Below are 14,791 nucleotides of genomic sequence, written 5' to 3'. Positions count from 1 at the left end.
GCGGGGCGGCGAACGTTCGTGTTTTCTGCGTTAATGCAGTATGCGGGGAATGCTCTAAAACTAATTAGGGAAAAACTCCCTGAAAACAGCCAATATTCGCTCTAAATGAACGAAATCAGGGAATTCCTCCCTAATAATAAGAGGAATAACTATAATTGCTAACGAATCAGCTAAACTTTGGGGAGGTTTTCCCTGATTATTAGTCTGATGACCAAATATCCCGGAATTTCAGGGAGAAATTCCCCAATCACTCTATCGAAGCAGGACAATTCAGGAAAGTTGGAGATAACAGCAGCCGGAAGTCTAATTATTCGCCGTAGTTACGGCTGACTCTTAATGTATGATCTCAAATTGAAACCACACACTTTCCATCCCACGCAACTCTATTTCTTGGATCACAGCGTTGTCCATCAGGATCAGTGTCTTTTGGATCTCGGCAGTGTTATTTACGGCACAATATCGACCCGTCTCAGGATACGCGTGACATTCAACATTCGGATTCACTGAGAACCATGAATACAATTGCTTCTCTTGATGTGCAGCCCAAAAGATCGCTCGGCTGAGTAGTCTGGTATTTTGAATACTATAGGGAAGCCCCGCGATATAAACGCCCCGCCCCCGACCAAATGAATTCACGGCAAGATTGCAGCTGCCTTGGTGCACGTCCAATATTTCTGCTCCGGCCTCCGCTTGATAAATCATGGTCATCCCTTCACCATAATTAATCTCACCTTCCAGATCTTCCGTTATGAAATGACCCTGCACAGGCGTTACCTTGGGCTTATTGATGCTTGCTGTAAATCCAATTTCCTTCTGAACACCTAGAATATCCGCTAGTTGAAAAAGAACCCCTTGATGTTCATAAGCTGATGGATCACCAATCCCAATAAAACCGCCCCCTTGCTCCACCCACTCACGAAGTGTTGCCACAACTTGCGGATCGCTCCATTGATCTCCACCGCTCCAAGAGGTGTGTACATCACCCGCGTTAATAATCACACCGATACTAGGATCAATCCCACTTAACCTGATGTCATCAAAGCTTATAAACTCAATGTCGAACGGCAAGCCCGCCAATGACTCTAATGCTCCTATGTAGGAATAACATCTTTGATTCCATAATGAATGAGCCACTTGATGTGTCTGCCAGCTTCGAAGGGAGCCCCAAGTATTCAGAACCGCCACTTTAAAAGGAGCTTTAAAAGGCTGTGTCCCTTCTGCATTGGCATGAATCCCTTTGAACTGCGTCGCAATTTCTGTCACATGATCTATAAAATCCGGAAATTGATGCGCTAGACTTAAATATCCGCCATACCCCATCCTGCCAACTGGTTTACGCATGAGCGCACGCCGGCATTTGATCCAGATCGGCATGGACTCTCCGACAGGGTCTCCCCCTTCAAAAAAGACATCAGGAAAGAAATAAGGATAGAAACGTGCCTCGGTATCCTTAATAGGTATATCCGCAATCATACGGGTTGTAACGCCATCTCCTGCTGCCCCTACCACTGCGTCGAGCCCTATCTCCGGAAAATATTTGCCATAAGGCTCTGTACCAGCCCAGTGATCCCCAAAAAACATAATCGCTTTCTTCCCGAAATCATGCACCATTTCTACACATTGTTTCGCATAACCTGCGATGAATTTCTGATTGAAGTCCATCCAGTCCAGATATCTTTGGGTCGGGTTCTTAAATGGTGTGTTATATCGCCCCTGATCCACAAAATCTTCTGCAGTCAATCGGTACCCATAAGCTTGCTCGAATTGCTCTAACGCAAGTGGACTCACACAACTCAGATAGCCAAACCAATTCACCTGTTTCTCCTTACCTTCCTTGTTAAAAATCAAATCAAAATTATAAAAGAAGGTCGTAAAACGTACGATATCAGTCTTGGGATGTTTCTTTAGCCAATCCTCCAGCACCTTCAAAACATGCCCTTGAGCCTCGGGGTAACGAACATCCAACGGTAAACGATGCTCCTCATCCCAATCATTCGTGATGTGATTGTACATGGAGACCGGCTCCCATTTCTGGTAGGCCAAGAAACTGACCGTATACTTGTGAAATTGTACCGCCTGTTCAAGTGTGACAATTCCCTCTGCGTAACTCCAACATTCAGAAGGTAATACTTCTCCTGTAGTCCGGTTTACAACCTGCCAATATTTTTTTATATCCACATCTGTGTTAGGAATAAATTGCTCGGCAAAATAATCAGCCATAATATCGATGGCCTTCACCTTTGAAGTTACTATTACTGGAGCAGACATCAGATAAATCTGCTGTCTATATTGCGGATGCTGCTTCGCCCACTCGTTGTCCTCACGGACAAGACAAAGCGTTGAATAAATTTGCAGACCCATATCGAGAATGTCCTGCGATAGATTCGTGCCATCACTGTCACGTACGGCATCTACACCCCATCTTTCGACGAGATCGGCTATGACCTCTTCCATCCCTGTTTCACCAGGCAGTGTAAATCTTCCTTTGTCCACGTAACTTCCCTCCATATCTTTGTTGTTCAGCCCTTAATTCCGCCTGCGCTTATTCCTTGGAGCAATTGCTTTTGTCCTATCACATATAAAAGAATCGTTGGAATCAGCACTAGGATCAGCGCGGCAAAAAGTGCACTCCAATCAGTAGCATAACGTTGAACCTCAAAAAGATTGGCTAAACCTACTGGCAATGTTTTTTTGCTATCACTTTGAATTAAGACCAATGCCAGCGGATACTCATTCCAAAAGCCCATCGCTGCCAGCATACAGACCGTCACAATGCCCGGTTTAGCAAGCGGCGCAACAATTCTGACGAGCACTCCTGTGTTGCCACAACCGTCAATCTTAGCGGCCTCTTCATAATCTCTAGGGACGGACCTCAGAAATCCACTTAATACAAAGATGGCAAAGGGAAACTGCAGAACAGCATAGATTAAACTGAGCATCCCGCGATTGTCTAACATCCCGAACGAATTCACCTGCAGAAATAAAGGAACCATAATGTAGGAGGCTTGCAGAAAAATACAGGCCATATAAAGGTTAAGGATTAGTTTAGAGCCCCAAAACTTAAATCTCGTTAAGACATAAGCCATAGGAACCACAAAAATAACTAAAATCGCCGTGGATAACACCACAAGAAAGATAGAGTTCAGGAAATAACTCCCCATCTTGGATTTCTGAAAAGCACGTACATAGTTATCGAAGTGTAGGGCTTGTGGAAAGGAGAAGGGGTCGGTCAGAAATTCCGTATTGCTTTTAAATGAGGCTAAGAGATTCCATACAAACGGATATAACAAAACAATGGTGGCTACAATCAGAAACAGCCGCGTAATCCAGTTAGCAATATTCATTTTTAGAAGACTCTGTTGATTGCTCGTCATCCTTCTCCCCTACCCTTCTGCTCGATTTGTAAGTAGTCTGGACAGAAAAGAAAGCACAAAGGCGAACACCAGCGTAAATATAGCTATAGCCATGGCATAACCAAAGTTCGCATTCTGGAAGGCCTGCGTGTACATGTAGTGGAGTAAAACAGTAGTTCCACCTGCCGGACCACCACCAGTCATTACAGTTACAACTATAAAACTTAAATTGATCGTACCTGCCAGAGACAACACAAACGTAATGCCAATAATATCTTTTAGCAGAGGGATCGTAATACTGGTAAGCTTCCGGAAATATCCCGCACCATCAATAGTCGCCGATTCAAACACATCCGCAGAAATCCCATCAATCGCAGCGATGTACATGACCATATAATAACCAACCGCTTGCCAGATCAGTGTAACGGCTACACACCACAATGCTGTTCGGCTATCTCCAAGCCAGGGTCTGCTCAGTTGATCTAATCCGATGCTCCCCAGAATATTATTCAAAATGCCCATATTGGGATGAAACACAAAGGACCAGATAATTCCGACTACCGTCAAAGAGATGATACTAGGAAAGAAAAATACGGTTCGGTAAAATCCTCTTTCCTTCAGCTTCGTCTGCGTTAATAGAAAAGCAAGCACCAGCCCAAAAATCAACGTAATCACTGGCACAACCAGCATCAGTTTAAATGTATTGCTCAGAGCTTTGAGGAACATCTCATCTTGAAACATATATTTATAGTTATCCAAAAAGATAAACTTGTTCTCATCACTCATCCCGGTAGCATCCGTAAAAGACATAAAAAATGCCCGAAAGGTTGGAATAATCATAAATACGAGGGTCAACAGGAGCGTTGGAATCGTGCATACCGCTATGAATAGCTTAGGATTTCTGGTTTTCGCTGTCCTAATCTTTGATTTCCTCTGTCTAGGAGCTACTTCTGCCAGCTGCATTTCAGACATCTTTCTCACTCCCCTTCATACAAAATGCATCCCGTTCATAGATAACCTTATCCATTCCTAACAGGATGCATTTGCATGAGATACTATAGATTATTTACTAGCCGCTTTCTCTTTACGAATCTGTGCAAAAGCTTTTTCCACATTATCCATCCATTGATCTGTGGTCATTTGGCCTGTCATCACTGGTGTGACCGTATTCTTGAACATTTCAGTGACTACACTAACCTTGGAACCCTTCGGTAATGATTGCCAGCCCTGTAGAATAGAAATGGAACCATTATAAGCCTCAAACATGTCATAGACACCTTTAGTCAAAAATGGCTTAGACAGCTCCTTCGCATCGTTAAGCGCATACGCCCCATTCGCTTTTTCCGCGAATAGTTTCACAGACTCATCGGTATACAGGAACTTCAAGAATTCCTTAGCGAGCTCAGGATTTTTGGCCTTAGCAGGGATGGAGAATTGCTCGTAGCTGGAAAGCACATACTTCTGATCGCCTTTATTGAACACAGGTACAGTTGTCATCCCAAATTCAAACCCATTTTCTCTAGGTGAATCCTTCATTTCATTTTCCATCCAGTTCCCGTTTACGATAAACAAAGCTTTACCCATCATCATATCGGTCTGCGACTGTGTATGGTTCAAGGCAACCGTGCCGTCCATCAGATAACCGTCTTTAGAGATTTTATAGAAAATATCCAGTACTTTTTTGATCGTGTCGTTCTTAAATGAACCTTCCTCATAAGCAAAGACTTTATCCAGCGTTTCTTTTCCCCCCGCACTCGCAATGGCCGGGTAGAGAATTTCCTCCAAATAATCCGGATAGATGCCTTGGTAAGTGAATAAAGCCCGCTTCGTTTTGGTTCCATCTGCATTAACCAGATAGTTCTCCTCTTTGTTCAGCTCATCCCCTAAAGCAAAGAACTCCTCCCAAGTCTCAGGAACACTCCAGCCTTTTTCTGTGAACAGTGTTTTATTGTAAATCAAGCCCATCGGTCCAGCATTAAAAGGTGCGAGGTACGTCTTTCCATCTTGATAGGGCTGAAATCTTGTACTGTCCAGCATCCCCGGTAGAATCATATCCTTAAGCGTCTCCTCTTTATCAAGCGCTTTGCTTTCAAATACATCGCTGATATCTAGCAGTCCTTTTTCTTTAATCAATGAAAGCACGATGCCACTTTGCTCTGTATCTGTAACGGATAGGAAGTCGGGAGGATTACCCGCAACAATCTGCGGCCGGATTACTTCACCAACTTTAGGATTAATCGTCATGTTCACTTTCACACCTGGATAAGCACTTTCGAATTTGCTGACAATTTCATTCCAATAATCCGCACCATATCCCCCTTGGAATACAGCAATGCTAAGTTCCTTGTTATCAAAATCTTTAGCAGGTTCTTCTTTAGTCTTCCCGGCGTTCGTTGTACTTGTAGCTTGCGCGGTGCCCGCAGCTTTCGTTGAATCAGATTCATTCGAGGCAGCAGGTTTATTATTGCTGTTCCCACAGCCGAGCAACCCCACACCTAGCAGCATTACTGCTAATAATGTACTCATAGTCTTTTTCATAAACGCCCTCCTTAAGATATTCTTGTAAACGCTTTTTTAATAATCTAAGTATAGAAGGATTTACGCTATATTTACATTTACAATACAAACCTACCTATGTATTATCTTATCCATCTTCCAATGCGAGCTCGTACAAGCTTATTCATCAGGGTCACATAACCTGTAAACTTAGCCGTTAACGGAATGGATAATATTATCCATTCCATAGATTATTCTCACTTTTCGCCGCTGCATATATATTCCATAGTTCTTTTTATGTTAACTTGTAAGTAAAAGATAGTGAATGGGAGGTCATCCACCTGAGTCGACGCAAAGGGAAGCTGCATTTTCCTAATCCTCCGCAAATCATGCGCAAGGTTAAAATTCAAAATCGCTTAACCGTCATTTTCTTAATCGTATCCGTGATCCCAATCATCTTTATAGGTTTCTACTCCTACACCATTTACTCCAAATCTATTAACAATAAATTAAGTAAATCCACATTTCAGGCTTTAACGCTGCTTAATCGAACGATGTTAAGTGAACTTAACAACTATCAATATCTTGCAGGCTCTGTTTCTACCAATAGTATTATTCAGGAGCGTTTATCGGCAGCACCAAATGAACCCGCTCCTAGCAATGCTGCCATTAATCATGCCATGGACAATTTATATAGAACCATCTACCCCGGATATGTCCAGAACGTTCGGGTCATCGACGCCAAGAACCAACCTATTTATGAATTAGGCTACGATGGCATCCCCAATCCTAAGTATGAAGAAATTATGAAACAAGTAGAGCTCAATGCCCCTTATGACAGTCTTAACTACGCAAAAAGCTATCGCGCTTACAATACCATTGTCCTGGGCCGGAAAATTTTTGATCAAGATGACATTGGCGTTCCCTTAGGTCATGTGTTTGTTTTTATTGGTGGGGAGTTATTTTCAAAAGTCATTCTTTCCAGTGTGGATTTAGGTACAGGTTCCAGTCTCCTTATTATGAATAGGGAGGGAAAAGTAATGTCCTCGAATCAAAAGGATACTCCGCTAGGAGAACCCTATTATAAAGATGAGCTTTTTAAGCAAATCAAGACACAAGAGGCAAAGAAAAACCATTCCTTCCAAGGCATGGTCAATGGAAAAATGCAGCAAATCTCCTATATTAACAATAATCAATTAGGCTGGTACATGATTTCTACCGTGCCCTTCTCTTATATCAATTCAGAGACAAGTAAAATCACCACTGGACTACTTATTGTTGTCAGCATCATTGTAGTCGTGTGTATTCTAATTATTATCGTATTGTATAAAAGCATCCTAAAACCAATCAAACAAATCATCGTCTTCTGCAATCAAATTTTTTATGGTGATCTATCGAGCCGGATCGAAGATCACAGCAACGATGAAATGGGCGTGTTGGCCAATAGAATTAACAGCATGGTCAGTAGAATGGAACAGCTGATGAAGGATCAAAAGAAAGATCTGAAAAGAAGACGTTCGCTCGAATTGCAAATGCTGCAATCGCAGATTAATCCTCACTTTCTTTTTAATACACTTAACTCCTTACGATGGCTGGCGATGATTAACCAGGTTCCCGTCCTTAGCGACGGCATCTCCTCACTAGCTGAATTGCTGCGTAGTACCATTATCGATCAAGATGAGCAAATCACCATCAAGCAGGAGCTGAACAATCTGGATCATTATTTTGCCATTCAAAAAATACGTTATGCCGACAGGTTCGACATTGAATATGACTTGGATGAGTCTTTATTACAGAGCATGATCCCCAAGCTCATCCTGCAGCCGATCGCAGAGAACGCGATTCTTCATGGAGTTACAGATATAGGAGGAAAAGTTCTAATCCAAATTAAGGTATACGCAAAAAATGAATACACCCTTATTATTGAGATCATCGATAACGGAAAAGGGTTTGACACCACCAAATCTGAAAAAGCTGACAATCTGTCGGGTATCGGAATTTCAAATGTGGCCGATCGCATTAAACTTCAATACGGTGAGAGTTACGGGCTGTTCATCACAAGCTCAATGGGTCATGGAACCTGCTGCCGCCTAATTATCCCTAAACAAACATACGAACTTAAGGGGTGATACTATGTATCCTATGTATAATGTAATGCTAGTGGATGACGAACCTATTGTTAAAGTCGCGCTCAGAACCATGATTCCATGGGAAGAGCTTGGATACATGATCTGTGCTACTGCCTCTGACGGAGTGGAAGCCTTAACACTTGTAGACAAGTTTAATCCCCATATCATCATTACAGATCTCAAAATGCCTAATATGGATGGTCTGCAGCTGATAAAAGAACTGAATAACAGAGGGTTTGCAGGAAAAATTCTGGTGGCGAGCAACCACGGGGAGTATGAGTTAGTTCGTGAAGCCTTAGTGCTTGGGGCTATAGATTATATGCTGAAGATTAGTATGAAAACGGGGGATTTGATCCATTTGCTGGAGAAATCTACGAAGCTAATTCAAGAGCAGCTTCAATCTAGGCAGCAGCAGGAGACCCAAACACAGTTATTACAACACAATTTAAAAAGCGTGAAAAATGCGCTTCTAAAAGATTATTTCACCGATCCTTATTACGATGTGCAGCAGCTTGATCAGCATGATGCTATAAGTTTCGCTTTCAGCGAAAGCAGCTGTTATTTATTCTACATTACTTTTGAGCAGAATAACGCCACCCAAAACGAAAGACAAAATCACATCTCCGTATCCTTTATTGAAAACATCATCTTGGATATCTTGGAGACCGTAGATCAGTTAGAAATTATTCAGCTAGAATCTAATGGGCTGCTACTTCTAATCTCCTGTGATACCTTAGACGATCATCAAATTATCCGCACAGACTTTATCCAGAGGGTCATTCGGTTAATCAAAATGTATATTTCTATCACCCCTACTATTGTTTTTTCTGATCCTGTACGGGGATATGCTGAAGCAAAACGAACCCTAGAGCAATGTAAAGAATCCTTGCAAATCCAATTTTACAACGAAATAACGATTATAGATCCAACGGATGTCCATTTAAAGGATACGCTGGACTTCGAGGATGTACATGATTTCTCGACGCAATTAATTCAGAACTGGAAGCTTTCAGGGGTTGAAGCCGTTAATCAAGCAACTCAGCAATTTCTCGACACCTGTAAATCCAAGCAAATTAATCCTGCTGAAACCAAAAAGTTCATCGTAAATTGTCTGCATTATCTTCCCTTATGCGATGCTCATCTCATTGTCGAGGATCCGAAGCTTTTGAAGACCTATATAGAAAATATCGCCAGCAGTAAACGTACCACTGACGTTCTATCTATAATGGAGCTTGTGTTCCAACTATTCTCCCATCAAAAGCAACAGATCGTAACTACACACAATAGAGATGTTAAACAAGCGATTGACTATATCAACACACATTATCAGAAGAAGCTGACCTTATCTCTGATTGCCAAGCATGTCAACTTAAGTGAGAACTATCTGTCCAGAATCTTCAAAGAAGAAGTGGGGCAAAGCATCATTCACTACATTAATACTGTGAAAATGGAAAAAGCCGCAGAATTAATACTTAAAGGGAATCCATACATTAAAGAAATTTCCACGCAAATCGGTATACACGATCAATTTTATTTCACCCGGTTATTCAAAAAACACTTTGGTGTTAATCCTAGTGAGTATAAGAATCACGTTCAGGCCACGCTTGGTTCAGAAAATTAAGACCATTCAAACTCTTTTTATGATCCTTTCACAACCTGAATGTTATTGATGAACCCTTCTTTAGGTGCAAATATGGAATTAAACAACAACTCTTTGTTTAACCGCTCCAGCTGCAGTAGATGATGACGATAGTGCATTTCAATAAGTAGGAACCATTCCTCCGCGCATAGTCCACCGAATCGCGGGTGAGATACGGTATTTTGTTTGGACGCTTTTTCAAGAGAGGGTTCGATCTCTCTCATTCTTTGAATGACTGTACGTAACCCTTGAATTAATTGTTCTTTGCTCTCCGGCTGCTCCGGCGTATATTGGGCGGAAGGCGGAACCTGAATACGAATGGGCGGAAAGCTTCCTTGCGCAAATATAGCCGCACCATCCTCAGTTTTCCCCACATGAGCTACTAAGGGATCCTGGTCTAGCACAAGGCATTGATCAATATTACGAAGCTGCATATACAGCGCCGAGTTAATGAGATGCTGAAACATCTGTCCGATGGACCAGGCGTTTTCACTCGGCTTTTGCTTCAACTGCTCCAGATTGAATCGCTCCAATTCTTGAATATAGTATGTCGCAGTTTCTTCAAATCGTTGTAAGACTTCTTTTGTTGTAATCATCATATATCAGCTCCTGTAGTCATTGATGGTCCAAGTATACAAAAACGCTACTGACAGCGTTATGTCAGTAGCGTTTTAACATTATTTCTATTTCATTTCTAACCTGATCACGGAAAGATTCGGGCTCCAGCACAACCATACCGCCTCCCCAGCCAAGCACCCATTGCAGCAATTCCCCTGGCTCGCGAACGCGAAAAGTAACAAGTACCCCCTCCGCATGCTCCTCAATAGTTTCCATATAGAAATTATTTGATTCCCTTACCTTATCGGCTATGTCAGATTGGACTAAGATAAGCACATGAACGTTGCGATCATCAGGAGGTTGGTATACCTCCAGATGAAAATCTGCTGGCAGTATAAATTCATCTTCCAGATTAATAAGCTCCCTCATTCGGGATAACCGGAAATGACGGATGTCTTGACGCAATTCACACCAGGCGATGAGTACCCATGACCCGTGATGAAGCACAAGTCCATAAGGAGCAACCGTACGAATACTTTGACGGTTCCCATCGGCTTCGGCGATTCTTTTGGAATAACGAAATCTTATTTTCCTTCCCTCCAATATTGCTCCACGAATGGCTTCCAAACATGCCTTCTCTTGTATGGGTGCTATATCTTCTGCGGATGCAAATAAACGAAAACTTTTGCGAATCTGTGATGCTTCACTGCGGATAGCTTCCGGCAGGATGGCTTCTATCTTTGCTTTAGAACTTCTAGCCTTATTACCATAGTGTGCATCAAACCGCTGCTCGATAAAATCAGTTCCGATAAGCAATGTCACTGCTTCGTCCAGCGTGAAACTAACGGGTGGCAGGAAATACCCCTCGATTAAGGAGTAACCCTGCCCTGGCGCTCCTATAATGGAAACGCCCGCTTCACTCAGTGCCTGAATATCCCGATAGATCGTTCTTACGCTCGTTTCAAACGTAGCAGCCAAATCCTCCGCCCGCAACATTTTGTTACGCTGCAGTTCAAGCACTATAGCTAACAACCGGTCCATTTTGTTCATACGACTCCCCCTCCCCGAACAATCTCATCAACAGCTCGTCGATACCCACCCGAGTTCCGAAACGATTCACTGATATTGGAGACAGCTTTTTTATAAGATAAATCGCTTAATATATGATCTACTGCTTCTCGTAGTTGAGTTGCAGTTAAACTTTGCATTTGTAACTTAATGCCTGCTCCGACATGGACGACTTGATCCGCAATTATTGGCTGATCAGCACTTTGTGGAATTACAATTAGCGGAACCCCGTAATAAAGCCCTTCATTGATACTGTTCATTCCACCATGTGTAATAAATAACTTTGTGTATTGCAGTATATCCGTTTGTGGAACATAATTTTTCACGAAAAAGTTTTGCGGAATTCCCCCTAAATCAGTGATTTGGACTTTATCTCCAATTGACATCACAATAGTGTGCTCCGTGTTCCCCAATGCTTCAATACAAAGTTTATAGAATTCAATGGCTTGGTTAAAAACTGTGCCGAGTGAAATGTAAATTGGACTTTTCCCCTTAATTGCCATGAGGTCGAAGTTTTCTGGAGCTAATCGTGAAGAGATGGAGGGTCCTACAAAGATATAAGACGGGTCAAAAGCTTCTCCCTCAGGTTGAAACTCCCTAGTTGTATAAACGATAGTAAGTGGGGCAGGATTACAAAACACTTCATAAGGGGATTGGATGTCCACATCATATTTGCCCTTCACCATTTGCGTCAAGCTTTGGAATTTATCCTTTATAGGATTAGTTACTTCTGCAGGAACTGTAGTATAAAATTGTTCTAACATTTCATCGAATGCTGCTTTTGTCTGCGCAAAAGAAGTACAGGAGCTAATGGCCGGAAGCCTAAGAATTTGAGCTAACAAACGTCCACAACCAAACATAGAATCATGGATGATGTAATCAAAATGCTCCCCTTTGATCTGTTCAAGAACGCTTGGAATAACTATATCTGTCGTAAGTAAAAGACCGTTGATTCTTTCGAGTACATAATTTCTTCCACCTGAGATAAAAGCTTGGATAAATTTCTGATCGTCAAATGTTCGTACTGTAGCCCCCGTCATCTCCATACGTTCTCTATAAGCTTCTATACAAAAGTACACTACCTCTTCGCCACGAGAAATAAGCTCTTCCACAACGCCAACCGTGGGATTAATATGTCCCTCTGATCCACCATTAATAAATAACACACGCGCCAATTGTAATCCTCCTTAACTATAAATCATTTTTATATTAGATATTATAAACATTAATTTTACTTATATCGCTCTAAAAGGGTATAGTAATATAGGCTTTAAAACCATTTTAATAATATAGAGTATACCCTTATTAGAGGAGAGATCATATTGGAAAGAGTAGTTGGAACAGTTGTACGTGGACTTCGCGGACCTATCATTAACAATGGGGATAACATTGAAGAAATCGTAGTTCAGACGGTATTGAATGCAGCAACAGTCGAGGGTTTTTCGATCGAAGATCGTGACATTGTGACCGTAACTGAATCCATTGTTGCTCGGGCACAAGGAAACTATGCAACGATTGACAATATTGCTGCTGATATAAAGGGGAAATTCGGCGAAGAAACTGTAGGGGTCATTTTTCCAATCCTTAGCCGTAACCGGTTTGCTAACTGCTTACGCGGTATTGCCAAAGGGGCACAAAAAGTAGTCCTAATGTTAAGCTATCCAGCTGATGAAGTAGGCAACCACCTTGTAGACATCGACGAACTAGATGCTAAAGGTATCAATCCATGGACAGATGTATTAACAGAAGCTCAGTTCCGTGAGTTTTTCGGCTATATTAAGCACCCATTCACAGGGGTTGACTATATTGAATATTATAAAGGTTTAATTGAAGCTGAAGGTGTGGCTTGTGAAGTCATCTTCTCCAACAACCCAAAAACCATTTTAAACTATACAAAAAATGTATTAACTTGCGATATTCACACTCGCTTCAGAACCAAACGCATTCTCACAAACAACGGTGCTGAAAAAGTATTTGGCTTGGATGATATTCTTACACAATCAATCGATGGCAGCGGCTTTAACGAAGCTTATGGTCTGCTAGGATCAAATAAAGCAACAGAAGAAAGTGTTAAGCTATTTCCCAATAACTGCCAGCCTATCGTGGATGGTATCCAAGCAAAAATCAAAGAAATTACAGGTAAAACTGTAGAAGTTATGGTTTATGGCGATGGAGCATTCAAAGATCCAGTCGGAAAAATCTGGGAGCTCGCAGATCCAGTTGTCTCCCCTGCTTACACTGCCGGACTTGATGGAACACCAAATGAAGTAAAATTGAAATACTTGGCCGATAACAACTTCTCTCATCTTCGTGGTGAAGAGTTAAAACAAGCCATTTCTAAATACATCCAGAATAAAAATGATGATCTAGTTGGTGCGATGGAAGCCCAAGGGACTACACCTCGTAGATTAACTGACCTGATTGGATCATTATCTGATTTGACTTCTGGTAGTGGCGATAAAGGAACACCAATGATTTATATCCAAGGTTATTTCGATAACTATACAAAATAAGAGTAGTACAACAAAGGGAGTCTCTAAACGAGGCTCTCTTTTTTACTTTCTGGGTTATAATAAAAGCAAACAGCGGCAGGCGGAGGATACTATGAACATAAGAAGGATTAAATATTTTATCGATCTCGTGGAATGCAGAAATTTTACGGAAACAGCTAAAAAGAACTATGTTTCGCAGACCACCATTAGTCAACAAATCGCCGCGCTTGAAGAGGAATTCAACATTCAATTAATTGACAGAAAGCAGATCCCTATCGAGCCAAGCAAAGCCGGATGGCTTTTCTATGGCGAAGCTCTCATCCTCTGGAAGCAATATAACCATATGAAGCTGAGCATGGAAAACTTTCAAAAGTATAATACGCAATCCCTGAGTATCGAATATGCGGCGATGACGGATATCCAAAGTTTGTTGAAATTGATTCCCTCGTTTCAGGATCATCATCCGAATATTAAGCTGGAACTGAATAAAGTATTGCTAAAAGATATTGCAGAATACTTGCTAAAAGGGATTTACGACGTGGCTATTGCCTTTGATTCCGAGTTTCAGGGAAAAGAGGACATTGTAACCTATCCCTTATATAAGGGACGTTATTGTGCGGCTGTGAGTCATCACCATCCTCTCTTTCATCATGAATCGATCGCCAAAGAGGAGTTATATGAACATCCCCTAGTCATGCTGAATCCAACAGCTATTGGAAACTCTTATCATCTAATGATCCAGCATGCAATTGAAGACGGCTATCAGCCGAATATTCTTCGAACCGCAGACGATGTGGAGACAGAATTGTTTTATATCATCACGGAGAATTTGATTGGCTTTTTCCCGGATAACTATCAGCTCGCTTATCTTCAAGATGAAGTCCGGCTAATTCCTTTAGATGATTCACACCATACCTTTGCAATCGAAGCAGGTTATCTCAAAAATAATACAAACCCGGCCTTGCCCTCCTTCCTGCAACAAATCCAAATTGGATTTAGCAATCGACCATAAGTTTTATGTGTTAGACTATGTTCTTTTTTTCACATACTATAAGG

General features: G+C 41.7%; 11 protein-coding genes. 4 read left to right on the top strand and 7 right to left on the bottom strand.

The features are described from left to right. Window positions 1-333: 333 nt before the first annotated feature. The 4 genes from gnpA to MHH63_RS05565 form a co-directional block, all read right to left on the bottom strand. Window positions 334-2,493: a 1,3-beta-galactosyl-N-acetylhexosamine phosphorylase gene (gene gnpA / locus MHH63_RS05580; RefSeq protein ID WP_340394368.1), complete on the bottom strand. Its 2,160-nt coding sequence runs from the start codon at window positions 2,491-2,493 to the stop codon at window positions 334-336. Window positions 2,494-2,519: 26 nt separating this feature from the next. After that, window positions 2,520-3,344 carry a carbohydrate ABC transporter permease gene (locus MHH63_RS05575; protein WP_197740369.1) on the bottom strand — a complete coding sequence of 275 codons (825 nt, stop codon included), beginning with the start codon at window positions 3,342-3,344 and terminating at the stop codon, window positions 2,520-2,522. Between the two features lie 39 nt (window positions 3,345-3,383). After that, the gene (locus MHH63_RS05570) at window positions 3,384-4,325 is read right to left on the bottom strand and encodes a carbohydrate ABC transporter permease (protein ID WP_244886367.1); all 942 of its coding nucleotides are present in this window, start codon (window positions 4,323-4,325) and stop codon (window positions 3,384-3,386) included. A gap of 90 nt (window positions 4,326-4,415) precedes the next feature. Then, entirely contained in the window at window positions 4,416-5,891 is a 1,476-nt protein-coding gene (locus MHH63_RS05565; protein WP_076302696.1) for a carbohydrate ABC transporter substrate-binding protein, read from the bottom strand. A gap of 347 nt (window positions 5,892-6,238) precedes the next feature. Between MHH63_RS05565 and MHH63_RS05560 the strand changes: the two genes are divergently transcribed. Next, window positions 6,239-7,978, top strand: a complete 1,740-nt coding sequence (locus MHH63_RS05560) for a cache domain-containing sensor histidine kinase (RefSeq protein ID WP_076130231.1) — start codon at window positions 6,239-6,241, stop codon at window positions 7,976-7,978. 4 nt (window positions 7,979-7,982) lie between these two features. Further along, complete coding sequence (locus MHH63_RS05555; RefSeq protein WP_076130230.1) at window positions 7,983-9,599, top strand: response regulator transcription factor; 1,617 nt, start codon at window positions 7,983-7,985, stop codon at window positions 9,597-9,599. Between the two features lie 17 nt (window positions 9,600-9,616). On the opposite strand, the gene MHH63_RS05550 is transcribed toward MHH63_RS05555, so the two are convergent. The 3 genes from MHH63_RS05550 to MHH63_RS05540 all read right to left on the bottom strand — a co-directional run bounded on the left by MHH63_RS05550 (window position 9,617) and on the right by MHH63_RS05540 (window position 12,418). Next, window positions 9,617-10,210, bottom strand: coding sequence for a DinB family protein (locus MHH63_RS05550; protein ID WP_076130254.1), 594 nt, complete (start codon window positions 10,208-10,210; stop codon window positions 9,617-9,619). 67 nt (window positions 10,211-10,277) lie between these two features. Further along, window positions 10,278-11,225: a helix-turn-helix transcriptional regulator gene (locus tag MHH63_RS05545; protein ID WP_341171306.1), complete on the bottom strand. Its 948-nt coding sequence runs from the start codon at window positions 11,223-11,225 to the stop codon at window positions 10,278-10,280. Continuing rightward, window positions 11,222-12,418, bottom strand: a complete 1,197-nt coding sequence (locus MHH63_RS05540) for a macrolide family glycosyltransferase (protein WP_341171305.1) — start codon at window positions 12,416-12,418, stop codon at window positions 11,222-11,224. The genes MHH63_RS05545 and MHH63_RS05540 overlap by 4 nt, the downstream gene beginning before the upstream one ends. A gap of 147 nt (window positions 12,419-12,565) precedes the next feature. On the opposite strand from MHH63_RS05540, the gene MHH63_RS05535 reads away from it, so the two are divergent. Beyond that, on the top strand, window positions 12,566-13,756 hold the full coding sequence (locus MHH63_RS05535; protein ID WP_076130227.1) for a coenzyme F420-0:L-glutamate ligase: 1,191 nt from the start codon (window positions 12,566-12,568) through the stop codon (window positions 13,754-13,756). Between the two features lie 91 nt (window positions 13,757-13,847). Next, entirely contained in the window at window positions 13,848-14,747 is a 900-nt protein-coding gene (locus MHH63_RS05530) for a LysR family transcriptional regulator (RefSeq protein ID WP_076130226.1), read from the top strand. Window positions 14,748-14,791: the final 44 nt, after the last annotated feature.

Origin of the sequence: Paenibacillus sp. FSL H3-0310, from assembly GCF_038002785.1 — a bacterium.
Lineage (GTDB): Bacteria > Bacillota > Bacilli > Paenibacillales > Paenibacillaceae > Paenibacillus_AQ > Paenibacillus_AQ odorifer.
Note: the sequence above shows the minus strand (reverse complement) of the source record. Positions and strands in the feature narration are given on the sequence as shown.